13 protein-coding genes are annotated in these 16068 nt (G+C 74.3%); 8 read left to right on the top strand and 5 right to left on the bottom strand.

The window, feature by feature from the left end; translation table 11 throughout:
* Positions 1-4: 4 nt before the first annotated feature.
* Positions 5-454 (bottom strand): septum formation initiator family protein, encoded by a 450-nt coding sequence (locus tag Q5694_RS06810; RefSeq protein WP_333931160.1) that lies wholly within the window; start codon positions 452-454, stop codon positions 5-7.
* A 34-nt stretch (positions 455-488) separates the two neighbouring features.
* A complete protein-coding gene (gene rsmH, locus Q5694_RS06805) occupies positions 489-1445 on the bottom strand; it encodes a 16S rRNA (cytosine(1402)-N(4))-methyltransferase RsmH (protein ID WP_333931159.1) in 957 nt (318 codons plus the stop codon).
* A gap of 403 nt (positions 1446-1848) precedes the next feature.
* Between rsmH and Q5694_RS06800 the strand changes: the two genes are divergently transcribed.
* From Q5694_RS06800 to Q5694_RS06785, 4 genes are all read left to right on the top strand, one after another.
* Complete coding sequence (locus Q5694_RS06800) at positions 1849-2400, top strand: beta-class carbonic anhydrase (RefSeq protein ID WP_333931156.1); 552 nt, start codon at positions 1849-1851, stop codon at positions 2398-2400.
* 300 nt (positions 2401-2700) lie between these two features.
* The gene (locus Q5694_RS06795) at positions 2701-3738 is read left to right on the top strand and encodes an AAA family ATPase (RefSeq protein ID WP_333931154.1); all 1038 of its coding nucleotides are present in this window, start codon (positions 2701-2703) and stop codon (positions 3736-3738) included.
* Positions 3738-5102 (top strand): DUF58 domain-containing protein, encoded by a 1365-nt coding sequence (locus Q5694_RS06790; protein WP_333931152.1) that lies wholly within the window; start codon positions 3738-3740, stop codon positions 5100-5102. Before Q5694_RS06795 ends, Q5694_RS06790 begins: the two co-directional genes overlap by 1 nt.
* Positions 5102-7495: a transglutaminase TgpA family protein gene (locus tag Q5694_RS06785; protein ID WP_333931151.1), complete on the top strand. Its 2394-nt coding sequence runs from the start codon at positions 5102-5104 to the stop codon at positions 7493-7495. Before Q5694_RS06790 ends, Q5694_RS06785 begins: the two co-directional genes overlap by 1 nt.
* A 351-nt stretch (positions 7496-7846) precedes the next feature.
* Here Q5694_RS06785 and Q5694_RS06780 read toward each other — a convergent pair whose 3' ends face one another.
* The 3 genes from Q5694_RS06780 to Q5694_RS06770 form a co-directional block, all read right to left on the bottom strand.
* Entirely contained in the window at positions 7847-8248 is a 402-nt protein-coding gene (locus Q5694_RS06780; RefSeq protein ID WP_333931149.1) for a DUF3040 domain-containing protein, read from the bottom strand.
* Between the two features lie 321 nt (positions 8249-8569).
* Complete coding sequence (locus tag Q5694_RS06775; RefSeq protein WP_333931148.1) at positions 8570-9370, bottom strand: methyltransferase; 801 nt, start codon at positions 9368-9370, stop codon at positions 8570-8572.
* 344 nt (positions 9371-9714) lie between these two features.
* On the bottom strand, positions 9715-10278 hold the full coding sequence (locus Q5694_RS06770; RefSeq protein WP_333931146.1) for an SAV_6107 family HEPN domain-containing protein: 564 nt from the start codon (positions 10276-10278) through the stop codon (positions 9715-9717).
* A 143-nt stretch (positions 10279-10421) separates the two neighbouring features.
* On the opposite strand from Q5694_RS06770, the gene Q5694_RS06765 reads away from it, so the two are divergent.
* From Q5694_RS06765 to Q5694_RS06750, 4 genes are all read left to right on the top strand, one after another.
* On the top strand, positions 10422-11345 hold the full coding sequence (locus Q5694_RS06765) for an ATP-binding cassette domain-containing protein (protein WP_333931145.1): 924 nt from the start codon (positions 10422-10424) through the stop codon (positions 11343-11345).
* Positions 11317-13401, top strand: coding sequence for a YhgE/Pip domain-containing protein (locus Q5694_RS06760; protein WP_333931143.1), 2085 nt, complete (start codon positions 11317-11319; stop codon positions 13399-13401). The genes Q5694_RS06765 and Q5694_RS06760 overlap by 29 nt, the downstream gene beginning before the upstream one ends.
* A gap of 47 nt (positions 13402-13448) precedes the next feature.
* On the top strand, positions 13449-14078 hold the full coding sequence (locus Q5694_RS06755) for a TetR/AcrR family transcriptional regulator (protein ID WP_333931142.1): 630 nt from the start codon (positions 13449-13451) through the stop codon (positions 14076-14078).
* 495 nt (positions 14079-14573) lie between these two features.
* Complete coding sequence (locus Q5694_RS06750) at positions 14574-16061, top strand: phytoene desaturase family protein (RefSeq protein WP_333931141.1); 1488 nt, start codon at positions 14574-14576, stop codon at positions 16059-16061.
* Positions 16062-16068 lie beyond the last annotated feature (7 nt).

The raw sequence follows: 16068 nt of genomic DNA, 5'->3' as shown, positions 1-16068 counted from the left end.
TCCGTCACCTGCCGGGGGTCTGGGTGGGGCCGTCGGTCATGGCCTCGGGGGCGAGGACCGGGGGGATGTGGGTGTCGGTGCGCCGGACGCCGGACGCGGGGCCCGGGACGCCCTTGACCTTGCCGTCGGGGCCGAGGAAGGCGGGGTCGCCGCCGGGGACCATGCCGAGTTCACGGGCGCGGCGCTGGAGGGCCTCGGGGGCGGAATAGGCGTCGATGTCCCGCTGGAGGGCCTGCTCCTCGTCGGTGAGGCCCTTGGTCTCGCGCTGGAGGTCGTCGAGCTTGAACGCGCCTTCGCTCAGGGCGGAGTTCAGCACCAGCAGGCAGATGAGGCCGCCGCCGAGCAGGAGGACGACCAGGAGGACGAAGGGCGTGCGGGCCGCCTGGCCCGGGCCGTTCGGGAAGAGCCGCGCGAGACGGGCCGCTCTGCCCTTCAATTCGGGTTTGCTGCTCACTCACGCTCCTCGGTCCGGGGCGGCCACCCGCGGCTCACCCGACGTCCTCCCTGATGCGCTGGGCTCCGCGCAGTCGCGCGGGCGCGGCGCGCCGGTTCTCGGCGATCTCCTCCTCCGTGGGGAGTTCGGCACCCCGGGTCAGCAGCTTGAGCCGCGGCTGGTAACGCTCGGGCACGACGGGCAGCCCGGGCGGCGCGGTGGTGGCGGCGCCGGCCGCGAAGACCTGCTTGACCAGCCGGTCCTCCAGCGAGTGGTACGACAGCACGGCGATCCGCCCGCCCACGGCCAGGGCCTTCACCGCGGCCGGGATCGCCCGCTCCAGCACGGACAGTTCGCCGTTGACCTCGATGCGCAGGGCCTGGAAGGTGCGCTTGGCCGGGTTGCCGCCGGTGCGCTTGGCGGCCTGCGGCAGGGCGTCGCGGATCAGCTCGACCAGCCGCGCGCTGGTGCTGAACGGCTCCTTCTCGCGCTCGCGCACGATCGCGGAGACGATCCGCTTGGCCTGCTTCTCCTCGCCGTAGGCCCGCAGGATGCGCACGAGTTCGCCCGGCGGGTAGGTGTTGAGGACCTCGGCGGCGCTCACGCCGGCCGTCTGGTCCATGCGCATGTCGAGGGGGGCGTCCTGCGCGTAGGCGAAGCCGCGGTCGGCCTCGTCGAGCTGCATGGAGGACACGCCCAGGTCGAACAGGACGCCCTGCACGCGCGCGATGCCGAGCCGGTCGAGCACGTCGGGCAGTTCGTCGTAGACGGCGTGCACCAGGGTGGCGCGGTCGCCGTGGGGTGCCAGGCGCTCGCCGGACAGGCGCAGCGCCTCCTTGTCGCGGTCGAGGGCGACGAGCCGGACGCCGGGGAACCGCTCCAGCAGGGCCTCGCTGTGGCCGCCGAGGCCCAGGGTGCAGTCGACGACGACCGCGTCCGGGCCCTCCAGGGCGGGTGCCAGCAGATCCAGGCACCGCTGGAGCATCACCGGGACGTGTCGACTCTGGCTCAAGGGGCCCTCTCAGATCCGGCGGGCCCGTACGCACCGCCGGGTCCCCGCCCTCCCCCGGGCTGGGGACCCCCGGTGAGGGGGAGGCCCGCCGGCGCCGGGGGCGTCAGCCGACCGGGAGCGGGAGGAGGCCGAGCCGTACGTACGCGCCGCGCACGCGGGGAGATCTCCGGTCGTCGCCGGGAATCTCCGGGGAAATCAGTGCAGCGAGGAGGTCCCGCCTCCCGCTTCGCGTCACTTTAGTCCACGGTGTCTCGCGGTCAATCAACCGGCCTGCGCGTCGCAGCCGCCGGCGCCGCGACCCGCCGGGCCGCCGCTGTGCGTTACCTCACAACCCCGTCCGACTGGCATTTTTGTCCGCTCTCACAAGAGGTCCGCAGGGGGTGCGACCAGTAACGTCATGACTATGACGACTTCTGCATCGGTCCCCACGGGTTCGGAGAACAACGCGAAGAGCGGCGGCACGGTCACCGACCGTATCGTCGAGGCGAACGCCCGCTACGCCGCCTCCTTCACCGACCCGGGGATGGACGCCCGCCCCGTTCTGAACGTCGCCGTCGTGGCCTGCATGGACGCCCGTCTCGACCTGCCCGAGGCCCTCGGCCTGCAGCTCGGTGACTGCCACACCATCCGCAACGCGGGCGGTGTCGTCACCGACGACGTGATCCGCTCCCTGACCATCAGCCAGCGCAAGCTGGGCACGCGCAGCGTGGTGCTCATCCACCACACCGGCTGCGGCCTGGAGAGCCTCACCGAGGACTTCCGCAACGAGCTGGAGGCCGAGGTCGGCCAGCGTCCGGCGTGGGCGGTGGAGTGCTTCCGGGACGTGGACCAGGACGTGCGGCAGTCGATGCAGCGCGTGCGGACCTCGCCGTTCGTGCCGCACACCGACGACGTGCGCGGCTTCGTCCTCGACGTGCGCACCGGCCTGCTGCGCGAGGTCGACCCGGCCTCCTGACCGGGACGTGCCGCCGGGGTGACGGGCCCGCCCGCCCCGGAACCACAGCCACCGCTGCTGTCGAAGTCCTGTCAGTCACATGTTCGAATGGCACCAAGACCGACATATCGCGGCCAGTTGTCCACAGTCGAGTGACACGAATCGGTAACGGCAGCAAGAATGCGGGAGTGGCGTCGCGCGGGGTTGTGCGCGCGTGGTGCCCGTGGTTCGGGGTGGGCCGGCCCGCGTCATGCGGCGTCGGCCCGGGAAATTGGGGTATCCCGTGCTCCCTGGAGAGCGGGAAAGGCCGAGGAGGGCCGGGTGACGACCTATGACGATCGAGCGAGCCTCACTGATCTGACCGCCGTGGTGGAGCGCGTGCGGGATTCGGTGGAAGGCGTGATCGAGGGCAAGCCCGAGGTCGTACGGCTCTCGCTGACCGTGCTGCTCGCCGAGGGACATCTGCTCATCGAGGACGTCCCCGGTGTCGGCAAGACGATGCTGGCGAAGGCGCTGGCGCGGTCCATCGACTGCTCGGTGCGGCGCATCCAGTTCACGCCGGACCTGCTGCCGTCGGACATCACCGGTGTGTCCATCTGGGACCAGCAACGGCGCGACTTCGAGTTCAAGCCGGGGGCCATCTTCGCGCAGGTGGTGATCGGCGACGAGATCAACCGCGCCTCGCCCAAGACGCAGTCCGCGCTCCTGGAGTCCATGGAGGAGCGGCAGGTCACCATCGACGGCAAGACCTACGAGCTGCCCGGCCCCTTCATGGTGGTGGCGACGCAGAACCCGGTCGAGATGGAGGGCACCTACCCGCTGCCGGAAGCCCAGCGCGACCGCTTCATGGCCCGCGTCTCGGTCGGTTACCCGAGTGCGGAGGCCGAGTTGCAGATGCTGGACGTGCACGGCGGCGTCTCCCCGCTCGAGGACCTCCAGCCCGTGGCGCACGCGCACGAGATCCTCAAGCTGATCGAGGCGGTGCGCGGGGTGCACGTGGCCGAGCCGGTCCGGCGCTACGTGGTCGACCTGGTCGGCGCCACACGCACGCACCCCGACCTGAGACTGGGCGCCTCCCCGCGCGCGACGCTGCACCTGCTGCGCGCGGCGAAGGCGTCCGCCGCCCTGAGCGGCCGGGAGTACGCCCTGCCGGACGACGTGCAGGCCCTGGCCGTCGCCGTCCTGGCGCACCGCCTGCTGCCCACCGCCCAGGCCCAGCTCAACCGCCGCACCGCCGAGCAGGTCGTCGAGGAGATCATCCAGCACACCCCGGTCCCCTCCGCGCCGCAGCAGAACGGCTACGGCGCCGTGGGCCGGGCCGCGCCCGCGTATCCCTCGCACCCGCCGCGGAGGCTGTGATGAGCAGCACCGCGGGGACGGGGCAGGCGGTGGCCGACCGGGGTGAGAAGGGCGGCATCCGCACCGCCCTGGGCGGTCTGACCACCCGCGGACGCTCCTTCCTGGCCGCCGGTGTCGCGGCCGCCGTGTGCAGCTACGTGCTCGGGCAGGGCGACCTGCTGCGGGTGGGCCTGCTCCTGGCGGTGCTGCCGCTGGTGTGCGCGGCGGTGCTCCACCGCACCCGCTACCGGGTGGCGGGCAGCCGCCGCCTCTCCCCCGCGCGCGTGCCCGCCGGCAGCGAGGCCCGGGTGCACCTGCGGATGGACAACGTCTCCCGGCTGCCCACGGGCCTGCTGATGCTCCAGGACCGGGTGCCCTACGTGCTCGGCCCGCGGCCCCGTTTCGTGCTCGACCGGGTGGAGGCCGGCGGCCGGCGCGAGGTGTCCTACCGCGTCCGCTCCGACCTGCGCGGCCGCTACCCGCTGGGCCCGCTCCAGCTGCGCCTGACCGACCCGTTCGGCATGTGCGAGCTGACCCGCTCCTTCTCCTCGTACGACACGCTGACGGTGATCCCGCGGGTGGAGCCGCTGGCGCCGGTGCGGCTGAGCGGTGAGGCGAAGGGGTACGGCGACGGCCGGCAGCGCTCGCTCGCCCTGGCCGGCGAGGACGACGTGATCCCGCGCGGGTACCGCTACGGCGACGACCTGCGCCGGGTGCACTGGCGTTCCACCGCCCGCTACGGGGAGCTGATGGTGCGCCGCGAGGAGCAGCCCCAGCGCGCCCGCTGCACGGTGCTGCTCGACACCCGGGGCATCGCCTACCGGGGCGCCGGTCCGGACTCCGCCTTCGAATGGGCCGTCACGGGCGCCGCGTCGGTGCTGGTGCACATGCTGGAGCGGGGCTACTCGGTACGGCTGCTCACGGACACCGGCAGCACGGTGCCGGGCGAGGGCGGTGACGGTTTCGCCGGCGCCAGCCAGGAGTCGGCGGACGCGGCCGGGCTGATGATGGACACCCTCGCGGTGATCGACCACTCCGACGGGGCGGGCCTGTCCCGCGCCTACGACGTGCTGCGCGGCGGCAACGAAGGGCTGCTGGTGGCCTTCCTCGGCGACCTCGACGAGGAACAGGCCGCGGTGCTGGGCCGGATGCGCCAGCGCAGCCCGGGTGCGGTCGCCTTCGTGCTGGACAGCCGCACCTGGGTGCGGGAACCGAGCGACGTGCCCGGTCCGTTGGACGCACGCGGGGAGCGGTTGCGCATGCTGCGCGACTCGGGCTGGACGGCCCTGGGCGTGCCGCGGGGCGCGCCGCTGGACGAGCTGTGGCGGCAGGCGGACCGGGAGCGCCGGGGCGTGGCCGCCGCGGGCGGCGGGGAGGGACCGTGATGAGCGGGCGGATACGACTGACGCTGGGGGCCTGGGCGGCCACGCTGACGGCCGCGTGCGCCCTGCTGCCGCTCGTCCAGCCGGCCACGTGGATCGTGCAGGCGGCGTTCCTGCTCGCCGTGCAGGCCGCCGTCGGCACGGCGGCCCGCAGGGTGCCGCTGCCCCGGCCGCTGACGGTCGCCGCCCAGGCCGCGGTGACGGTCGTCCTGCTGACCTTCCTGTTCGCCCGCGAACAGGCCCTGGCCGGGCTGATCCCCGGTCCGCAGGCCCTGGACCGCTTCGCGGTCCTGCTCCAGCAGGGCGGCGACGACATAGCGCGCTACGCGATCCCGGCACCCCTGGACTCCGACGGCATCCGGCTGATGCTCATCGGCGGGGTGCTGATCATCGGTCTCCTGGTGGACACCCTGGCGGTGACCTTCCGCAGCGCCGCCCCGGCCGGGCTCCCGCTGCTCGCGCTGTACTCGGTGGCGGCGGGGCTCTCCGACGGCGGCACGGACTGGCTGTGGTTCGTGGTGGCCGCCGCCGGCTACCTGATGCTGCTGCTCGCCGAGGGCCGCGACCGGCTCTCCCAGTGGGGCCGCGTCTTCGGCGGGCCCTCGCGCACGGCCGGAGCCGAGCACAGCGGCACCGTCGCCCCCGTCCGCACCGGCCGGCGCATCGGCGTGGTCGCGCTGGGCATCGCCCTGGTGGTCCCGCTCGGCCTGCCCGCGATGAACGGCGGCCTGCTGGAGTCGGTCGGGACGGGAGCGGGCCGCGGCACGGGCGGAGGCGGCACGATCTCCGCCGTCAATCCCCTGGTGTCGCTGCGGGACAACCTGAACGCGGACGAGGACCGGCAGGTGCTGTCCGTGCGGACGAAGATGCCGGACGTCTCGGACCTCTACCTGCGGATCGTGTCGCTGGACGACTTCGACGGCACCACGTGGAAGCCGTCCCGCCGGTCCATCACGGCCGTCCCGGACGGCCCGTTCCCCACGCCCATCGGTCTCGGCCCCGACGTGAAGCGCTCGGAGGTCGCCACCACGATCTCGGCGGCCGACTGGTACGCCCAGGACTGGCTGCCCATGCCGTACCCGCCGAGCGGCGTGCGGATCAGCGGCAACTGGCGCTACGAGCCCCAGGGGATGACCCTGGTCGGCGACCACGGGCAGAACACCCGCGGGCTGACCTACCAGGTCGAGAGCCTCGACGTGCGGCCGACGGCGGAGCAGCTGGCCTCGGCCGGGCCGCCGCCCGCGGACGTCCTGCGGGACTTCACCGAGCTGCCCGACTCCCTGCCGTCGTCGGTGCCGCGCACCGCCCGCAAGGTCACCGCGGGCGCGGACGACCCGTACGCCCGGGCGGTCAAGCTGCAGGACTGGTTCGCGGTGACCGGCGGCTTCGAGTACGACACGCAGGTGCAGGTCGGCAGCGGCTCCCAGGCCATCGCCCGCTTCCTGCGCGACAAGCAGGGCTTCTGCGTGCACTTCTCGTTCGCCATGGCCGCGATGGCCCGCTCCCTGGGCATACCGGCCCGGGTCGCGGTGGGCTTCGCGCCGGGTTCCCCGCAGGCGGACGGTTCGGTCTCGGTGGGGCTGCGGGACGCGCACGCCTGGCCGGAGCTGTACTTCGAGGGCGTGGGCTGGACCCGTTTCGAGCCCACGCCGAACCGTGGCTCGATGCCGAACTACACCCTGCCCGACACCCCGGACAGCTCGGTGCCGGAGAATCCGCTCCCGTCGGAGTCCGCGTCGGCCGCGCCGTCCGTGGCGCCTTCGCGGAGCGAGGGCTGCACGCCGGAGCAGAAGAAGCTGGACGGCGGCTGCGCGAGCGAGTCCCCGCAGGCGGCGCTGCCCGTCGACGGCGACGGCCCCGAGTGGTACGCGCTCGGGCTCTGGGCGCTGGCCGGGCTGGCGGTCCTGGCACTGCCGCTGGCGCCGATGCTGTGGCGGTTGCGGACCCGTGCCGTCCGGCTGGGGGCGCACGGGCGGGGTGAGGCGGACGCCGTGCCGCACACGCTGGCCCTGTGGCAGGAGCTGACCGACACGGCGTGGGACTTCGGCATCGTCCCGGAGGAGTCCCGGACCCCGCGCAAGGCGGCCGCCCGCATCGTCCGGCTCGGACGGCTCGACGACACGGCGGCGGCCTCGGTGCACCGGGTGGCGGACGCGGTGGAGCAGGTCCTGTACGCGCCCCGGCCCCGGCCGGTGGCGGGCCTCACGGAGGACGTCCGCCGGGCGGCGGCGGGCCTCGGCGCGGCGGCCGGCCGCACCACCCGGCTGCGGGCCCTCCTGGCCCCCCGCTCCACGGCCCGGGTGGTGTGGGCGGCATCCGCCTGGTGGTCCGGCGTACGGGAACGGGCTGCGGCGCTGCGCCCGACCTGGCGGAAGACGTCGGGACAGCAGGGCTGAGGCGGCTCGGGAACAGTCCGAGGCGAGTCGAGGGCAGTGACCGGGGCCGGGGCCGACCGCGCGCGAGGACGCGTCGGGCCGGGCCCCGGTCCGGTAGGGGCGGCCGGCCCGGGCTCGGTACGCGGGCCGGCCGCTCTCTCCCGCGCAGAGGTGCCCGGCCCGGTGCGGAGATGCAGCCCTGGTCCGGCGGGCGGCCCGGTTGCGGCCCGCGCCCCAGCAGCAGGTCGGCACGGGCCGGCGCGTGGGTGGCGTTCGGATCCGGTCGGTGTGCGGACGTGCGTCAGGGGGTGACCACCGGGTGGGTGGTCACCCCCTGACGCACGGGATCACGTGGGCGGGCCGGCCGCGGGGCTAATGGCCGCCCTGCTCGTCACGGCGCTTCTGCCAGCGCTGTTCGATGCGGTCCATCATGGAGCGCCGCGAACGGCCCTGACGGCGGGCCTGCGGCCCTCCGGCGGCACCGGCGGCCTGTTCGCCCGGCTTGGGCGCCTTGCGCCAGCCGGTCACCGCGAGCACGGCGCAGCCCAGCATGACGAGGAAACCCACGACACTGAGCCAGACCTGCTTGGCGACCATACCGGCCATGAGGAGCGCAATACCTACGAGGAAGCCCGCGACCGCCTGGTAGACCCGCCGCCGGGTGTACGTACGCAGCCCGCTTCCCTCGAGCGCCGACGCGAACTTGGGATCTTCGGCGTACAGCGCTCGCTCCATCTGCTCGAGCATGCGCTGCTCGTGCTCCGAGAGCGGCACGGAGTCCTCCTCATCGTGCAGTCGCCGGGGCGACCCGGGGGGTCCCTTCAGGATAGGCAGGGAATCGCCCCCGTGAAACCCGCCCCTCTGCGCCATTTGGCCAACCGGCACCCGCCACGGACGTCCGGCTCGCTGAGGCTTCCATTCCCCGGCGGCCGATCCGTCATGCCGGAACGGTCTCCCTCGATCATACGGCGCGAAGCCCCCATTCGGGGGGCCTGTGGCGTACTCCATGCGCAGCCGCGCCGCTGATCAGCGGCGGTGCCTCAGGAGGCTGTTCGACTCCCGGCGGTACCGGGAGCCTCACCGGCATCGTCTGTCTCAGTGCTCCGCGCTGTTCTCACCGGCCCCAGGCGATCCGGTGGTCTCCGTGGTCTCGGCGAGGACATGGAGCTGTGTGGCGACGGAACGGAACGCGGGGAGTCCGGCCGCGGCCTCCTCCAGCTTCAGCAGCGCCTCCAGGGCTCCCGGCTCGGTGTCCACGAGGACGCCGGGCACGAGGTCGGCGAAGACCCGCACGCCGTGGACCGACCCGACCCGCAGGCCCGCGCCCTCGACCAGGTCCGTGAGCTGCTCGGCGGTGAAGCGGCGCGGCACGGGGTCACCCGAGCCCCATCGTCCGTTCGGGTCGTCGAGGGCCTGCCGGGCCTCCTTGAAGTGCCCCGCGAGGGCCCGGGCGAGCACGGCACCGCCGAGACCGGCGGCCAGGAGGCTGAGGACGCCGCCGGAGCGCAGGGCGGCCACGGCGTTGCGGATGCCCTCGGCCGGGTCGTCGACGTACTCCAGGACGCCGTGGCACAGCACCACGTCGTAGCCGCCGCGCTCGGCGACGTCGAGGAGTCCGTGGGCGTCGCCCTGCACGCCCTTGACCCGGTCGGCGACGTCCGCCTCGGCGGCGCGGCGCTCGAGGGCGAACAGCGCGTTGGGGCTGGGGTCGACGACCGTGACCCGGTGACCGAGGCGGGCGGCGGGCACCGCGAAGTTGCCGCTGCCGCCCCCGGTGTCGAGGACGTCGAGCGATTCCCTGCCCGTGGCCTTGACCCGGCGGTCGAGGGCGTCCTGGAGGACCTCCCAGACCACGGCGGTACGGAGTGAGGCGCGGGGGCGCATCGGGTCCGGCACGGCAGTTGACTCCTCGGCGCGGCACCGCCTCTTGCACGGCGGCGCGAACGGGGTGCCTCCCCCGGCGCCGTGAAGAACGGGCGGGGAAGACCTCAGGCGTCCCCACCCTATTGCCTCGGCCGTGACGACCGGCATGCCCCGGTCCGGGGAGGTCCGCGCGGCGGGAACACCGGCCCGCCCACCCGGGCCGTGCACCACGCACGCGGGTACGCCGGAGTCCGGCACGGGCCCCGGCAGGCCCCGCCCGGCCCGGGCACCCGATCGGTCCGCGCCGGGTATGCCCCCGCCCGGTACGGGAGCCGGTCGGGTCCCGTCCGGCACGTCCCGATCCGCCGCGGGGTCCGTCAGCCCGCGTCCGGCATGTCCCGCTCCGGGTTCGGGCCCTCCGGGCGGTCCTGGTCCGCGCGGGGCTGCGGGAGCACCGGCTGGAGGACCAGCATGCGCTCCACGAGGCGGAGGAACATCGACACGTCCCGTATCAGGTCGTCGGCGTCCCGGTCGCAGGCCGCGCCCTGGATGCCCGCCTCGGCACGGGCGCGGCGCCGGGCGCCGGAGGCGAAGAGGGCGCTCCACTCCGCCAGTTCGGGCGCGATCTCCGGGAGCACCTCCCAGGCACTTCGGATCTTGGCCCGGGCCCGGGGTGACGTCTCGGGCCGGCCCCGGGCGGCGAGCACGGCGGCGGCGGTGCGCAGCGCGGCGAGATGGGCCGTCGCGTAGCGCTCGTTGGGGGTTTCCAGGACGGTGGCCTCGTCGAGACCCGCGCGCGCCTGGGCGAGCAGGTCGAGGGCGGCCGGCGGGGCCGAGGCCCTGCGCAGCACGGGGTGGACGTCGCTCGCCGGGCCGGTCAGTGAGGGGGCAGGGCCGGAGGCGCGGCGCCGGCGGGCGGCTGCTGCGTGATAGCTGGCCATGACGAACCTCCTGTCGTCTGTGTGACGGCACGTCAGTGCCGTATGCCCCCATCGTGCGGTATGGCACTGACAATCCGATCCGACCTGCGGTTTTGCCTCGTTCGTAGGTTCGGAGTAGTTTTTGCACTGACCAGTCAGTTCAAATGGTGGGGAGTCTCGTGGGGGAACGGACGGGAGGGGCGCGGATCGTCGCCGACGGCCTCGGGGTCAAGGGGCCGCGGGGCTGGGCGGTCCGCGGGGCGTCCGTCGACGCCGGACCGGGATCGCTCGTCACGATCGAGGGCCCGTCCGGGTCCGGCCGCACGTGCCTGCTGCTGGCGCTGACGGGGCGGATGAAGGTCACGGAGGGCACGGCGGAGGTGGGCGGGGCGCGGCTGCCGAAGCAGTTGCCGGCGGTCCGCCGCTTCAGCGCGCTGGCACACGTGCCGGGGGTCACCGACCTCGACCCCGCCCTGACCGTCGGCGAGCACCTGCGCGAACGGGCTCTGCTCCAGCGGCGGTTCGGCGGTTCGCTGCGCGGGCTGCTGCGCCCTCGCCGTGAGCGGGCGGCGGAGTCGCAGCGCCGCGTCGACGAGGCGCTGGAAGCCGCCGGACTCGCTCCGAAGGCGCTGCCCAAGGGCCCGCGCACGGCGGTGCGCGACCTGGAGCGCCTGGAGGCGCTGCGGCTGTCCGTCGCCCTCGCGCTGATCGTCCGGCCACGCCTCCTGGGCGTCGACGACGCGGACTTGAAGCTGGCCGACGCCGAACGAGCCCGGATGTGGGAGCTGTTGAGGTCCCTCGCCGACGCGGGGACGACGGTGGTGGCGGTGTGCAGCGAGGCGCCGGAGGGAACCGTCCGGCTCTCCACGCACACGGACCCCGACGGCGAGGGCGGCGGCACGGACGACGGTGACCCACGGGCCCCGGGGAACGAACCGGACGCCGGGAACGCGCCGGACGCCGGGCCCACCCGAACCACCACTGCCGGCACCGCCGGAACCGCGGACGGCACCGCCACCGCCGGGGACGGCCCGGCCGGCCCGGAAGAGGGGAAGGGCGATGCGCTCGCCGAAACTCGCCGCGCTTGAGCTGCGCCGCTTCGGCCGGGGGAAGCTGCCGCGGGCGGGACTGGTCGCGCTGCTCGTACTGCCGCTGCTGTACGGGGCCTTGTACCTGTGGTCGTTCTGGGACCCGTACGGCCGGCTGGACCGGATCCCCGTGGCCCTGGTGAACGACGACAGGGGGGCGACCGCCGACGGCAGGAAGGTCACCGCGGGCGACGACATCACCGAGCGGCTGCACGACAGCAAGACCTTCGACTGGCGCGAGGTGAGCGCCGAGGAGGCCCGCCGTGGTGTCGAGGACGGCACCTACTACCTGTCGCTCACGATGCCGGCCGACTTCAGCGCGCGCATCGCCTCGAGCTCGGGCGAGTCGCCCGAGACCGGCGCCCTGCAGGTGCGCACGAACGACGCCAACAACTACATCGTCGGGCAGATCTCCCGGACGGTCTTCGCCGAGGTCCGGCAGGCCGCGTCCACGAAGACCTCGCGGACCTTCCTGGACAGGATCTTCGTGTCGTTCTCCGGCATCCACGGCGAGACCGTCAGGGCGGCGCAGGGCGCCGACCGGCTCAAGGGCGGTATCGGCAAGGCCGAGAAGGGCTCCGAGGACCTCGCCGACGGCCTGTCGGACGCCAAGGACGGCAGCGGCGAGCTGTCGACGGCCCTGACGAAGCTCACCAAGGGGGCCGGTGCCGTTCAGGACGGCGCCCGGAGTGTCGCGGACGGCACGCAGAAGCTCGCCGACCGGGTCAACGGTCCGGCCGCCAAGGCGGGCCCGTTCCTGAAGGGCAACGAGAAGACCGTCGGCGACACGGCCCGACTGGTCGCCGACTCCTCGGGCGTGCTGCGCAAGCACCTGGACACCCTGGTGAAGAGGGCCCCCACCGCCGCCAAGGGCGCTCGCGCCGCGTCCACCACGCTCACCGACGTGTACGCCCGGCGCTGCGCCGATCCGGCCCTGCCCGACGCGGCCTGCGCCGACCTGAAGAAGGCCGAGGACGCCGCGGCCGACGTCACCCTCATCGCGGACGACCTCGACACGCTGGTCGCTGACCACGACGGCGACCTGGACCGGCTGGACAAGAACCTCGCCGCCCTGCAGAAGCAGTCCCAGGCGCTCGCCGACCGCGCGCCGCACCTGGCCGAGGACCTCGACGACGCCGTCGAGAAGATCGACAAGCTGAACGACGGCGCGGCGAAGGTCGCCGCGGGGGCGAAGAAGCTGCACACGGGGCTCGGCAAGGCCAAGACCGGTGCCGCCGACCTGGACGAGGGAGTCGGCGAGCTCAAGACCGGCGCGGACGACCTCAACGGCGGCCTCTACAAGCTCGTCGGCGGCTCCGGGAAGCTCGCCGGGGGCCTGCACGACGGGGCGGAGAAGATCCCCGACTACGACAAGCCGGACCGCGACCGCCGCACCGAGGTCATGGCCGACCCCGTGCGGCTGGCCTCGCACGACCTGCACAAGGCGCCGAACTACGGCACCGGCTTCGCCCCGTACTTCATCCCGCTGTCGCTGTGGGTGGGGGCGATGGTGGCGTACATGCTGATCACGCCCATGAACCGGCGTGCCCTCGCGGCCGGCGCCCCGGCCTGGCGGATCGCGCTGGCGGGCTGGCTGCCGGTGGTGGCGATCGGGGTGCTGCAGACCGTCGCCCTGATGTCCGTGCTGCACTGGGCCGTCGGCCTGGAGATGGTCCGGGCGGCCGGGACGGTGGCCTTCCTGTTCCTGGTGACGGCGTGCTTCGCGGCGATCGTGCAGTGGCTGAACGCGCGCTTCGGGGCGGCCGGGAGGATCCTCGTCCTGGCCCTGCTGATGCTGCAGCTCACCTCGGCGGGCGGCACGTACCCCGTACAGACCAGCCCCGGCTTCTTCAACGCGCTGCACCCGTACCTGCCGATGAGCTACGTCGTCGAGGCGCTGCGGCGGCTCATCACGGGCGGCGGCCTCGGGCCGGTGTGGCAGGCGTGCGTGGTGCTGGCGGCGTTCACCGCCGGTGCCCTCGCGCTGACCGCCGTGGCGGCCCGCAGGCGGCAGGTGTGGACGCTGGACCGGCTGCACCCGGAGCTGACCCTGTGAGTGCCTCCGTCACTTCTCCCGGAAAGGTTCCTGTGACAATCGGGGCCATGGAAAGCAGCAGTGCCGCGTCGGGCGGCAGCACGCGCCGCGAGGCCACCCGGCAGAAGCTCTACGAGGCGGCCGTCACGCTCATCGCCGAGCAGGGGTTCTCCGCCACGACCGTGGACGAGATCGCCGAGCGTGCCGGAGTCGCGAAGGGCACGGTGTACTACAACTTCGCGAGCAAGTCCGTCCTCTTCGAGGAGCTGCTGCGGCACGGCGTCGGCCTGCTCACCGCCTCCCTGCGGGACGCGGCCGAGCAGACCGCCGGCCGGGGCGGCAGCAAGGTCGACGCCCTGGACGCGATGATCCGCGCGGGGCTGGTCTTCATCGACCGCTACCCCGCGTTCACGCAGCTGTACGTGGCGGAGCTGTGGCGCACCAACCGGGCCTGGCAGTCGACGCTGATGGTGGTCCGGCAGCAGGCCGTCGCGGTGGTGGAGGACGTGCTGCGCGAGGGCGTGGGCAACGGCGAGTTCAGCGCGGAGATCGACGTTCCGCTGACGGCGGCGGCGCTGGTCGGCATGGTCCTGGTGGCGGCCCTCGACTGGAAGTCGTTCCAGCCGGAGCGTTCCCTCGACGACGTGCACGCGGCCCTGTCCCGCCTGCTCCAGGGCCGGGTGAGCGGCCGCCGCTGACCGGCGGGGCAGCGCACGGGCGAGAAGACATCGGTGTCACGCGAAGGCGCCGGTCCGGTCCGGCCGCGTCCCCCGCGGGCCGTTCCGAACCGGCGCCTTCCGTGCTCCCCCGTGCGTCCCCCCGCAGGACCCCCGTTCGCGGTCGTCCCCCGGTTCTCCCGGGTGATCCGGTCCGCCCGGATCACCCGGTCGTACTCCCCCGTGCCTCGCTCCCGCCGGCTGCGCCGGCGGAAGGAGCGGATCGCGGGCCGGCTCCGTTCCGGCGCCCCGTGCCGCCGGTGCCGGAGCCGTGCCCCTCTCCGTGTCTCCACTCTCCCGTTCCCGCAGGTGGCCGCCCATCCGCGCGCGTACTCAACTCCCCGTCTGAGTACGGGTACTCACGGCTGAGCGACGGCCCCCGGATCGCGCCGCGGCCGCCTGGTCACGACGACGTCCGCGCCCGTACTCGAGGTGGCCCGCGCAACCGCTCGGACCAGGGCGGATAAAGTCCCTGGCATGGCACGGATTGCGGTGATCGGCGCCGGGACGGGCGCGATGGCGGCCGCGGCCCGGCTGGCCGTCGCGGGCCACCGGGTGGCGGTGTACGAGCGGACGGACACCTACGGCGGGGCGCTGCGCCGCTTCGCACGCGACGGGTTCTCCTTCGACACGGGCCCCGGCCTGCTGCCCCTGCCGGCCGTCTACCGCGACCTGTTCGTCAAGACCGGCAAGGAGCCGCTGGAGGCGTGTGCCGAACTGGTCCAGGTCGACCCGTCGTCACGGCACGTGTTCGCGGACGGCACGGCGGTGTCCCTGCCGAACGCCTCGCGCGCCGGTGTGGTCGCCGCCCTGGACGAGGGACTCGGAGCGGGCGCCGGACAGCGGTGGGGCGACTTCCTGGTGCGGGCGCGCGAGGCCTGGGACCGGACCCGGCGACCGCTCCTGGAGGAGCCGCTGTGGCCGAACTGGCAGGTGCTGGCCGAGCGCGAGCCCTACCCGGCGGTGCCGCACAAGCGGCTGCTGCGCACCCGCAGGGCCGGCACCCTCGCCGAGGTCGGCGCCTGGGAACTGCGCGACCCGCGGCTGGCCGCACTGCTGGAGAGTCACGCCCTCAGCCACGGCCTGGACCCGCGGACCACGCCCGCGAGCGCGGCGGTCCTGCCGTACATGGAGCACGCGTTCGGCACCTGGTACGTGCGCGGCGGGATGCGGGAGCTGGCGCGCGCGGTCTACGAGCGGTGCCTGGCCCGCGGGGTCGTGTTCCACTTCGGTGCCGAGGTGACGGGAGTCCTGGAGAAGGACGGCCGGGCCGCGGGGATCGAACTGGCCGACGGGACGGCCGTGGAGGCCGACCACGTCGTCGCCGGGGTCTCCCCCGGCGTGCTGGACCGGCTGGCGGGCCGGGCGGTGCGGGACGACGGCGGGGTGCGCCCGCAGCCGGCGGCGGCAGCGCGGCTGACCGTCCTGCTGGCCCTGCGCGGCGCCCGCCCCGAGGGCACGGCCCACCGCACGGTGGTGCACACACCGGACCGCGAGGCCGAACTGGACGCCCTGTTCGGCGCGGCGGAGCCGGCCGGGCGGCCCACGGTGACGGTGCTGCGGCCGGGTGACGAGCGGTCGGCCCCGGAGGGCCACGAGGCGGTCACCGTGACCGCGGTCGTCCCCGCGCGGCCCGACCGGTCCTGGGACGACGTGGCCGAACGGATGGTGACGGCGGCCGGACGCGCCGTGCCCGGGCTGCGCGAGCGGGTGCTCTGGCGGGAGCTGCGCACCCCGGCCGACATCGCGGACGCGACGGGCGCGGAGGGCGGCGCGGTGCCGGTCCCGGCGCTGGCGGCGGCCGGGGGGCGGCTGCTGCACCCGTCCAACACCACCGTCGTGCCGGGCCTGTTCGCCGTCGGCGGCTGGGCGCACCCCGGCGGCGGACTGCCGCACGCGGGCATGTCGGGGGCGCTGGTGGCCGGACTGATCGTGGAGGGGCCCGGGTTCCGCGGCTCGCAGTGACCTTCCG

Origin of the sequence: Streptomyces sp. AHA2, assembly GCF_036857595.1 — a bacterium.
Lineage (GTDB): Bacteria > Actinomycetota > Actinomycetes > Streptomycetales > Streptomycetaceae > Streptomyces.
The sequence above is the reverse complement of the archived record's forward strand: the minus strand, read 5'-3'. Positions and strand labels throughout refer to the sequence as shown.

Bases quoted from the DNA above. Each gene is read 5' to 3' on its own strand.
- Q5694_RS06750 (WP_333931141.1), top strand. From the start codon at position 14,574: ATGGCACGGATTGCGGTGATCGGCGCCGGGACGGGCGCGATGGCGGCC.
- Q5694_RS06755 (WP_333931142.1), top strand. From the start codon at position 13,449: ATGGAAAGCAGCAGTGCCGCGTCGGGCGGCAGCACGCGCCGCGAGGCC.
- Q5694_RS06770 (WP_333931146.1), bottom strand. From the start codon at position 10,278: ATGGCCAGCTATCACGCAGCAGCCGCCCGCCGGCGCCGCGCCTCCGGC.
- Q5694_RS06760 (WP_333931143.1), top strand. From the start codon at position 11,317: ATGCGCTCGCCGAAACTCGCCGCGCTTGAGCTGCGCCGCTTCGGCCGG.
- Q5694_RS06785 (WP_333931151.1), top strand. From the start codon at position 5,102: ATGAGCGGGCGGATACGACTGACGCTGGGGGCCTGGGCGGCCACGCTG.
- Q5694_RS06790 (WP_333931152.1), top strand. From the start codon at position 3,738: ATGAGCAGCACCGCGGGGACGGGGCAGGCGGTGGCCGACCGGGGTGAG.
- Q5694_RS06765 (WP_333931145.1), top strand. From the start codon at position 10,422: ATGGTGGGGAGTCTCGTGGGGGAACGGACGGGAGGGGCGCGGATCGTC.
- Q5694_RS06800 (WP_333931156.1), top strand. From the start codon at position 1,849: ATGACGACTTCTGCATCGGTCCCCACGGGTTCGGAGAACAACGCGAAG.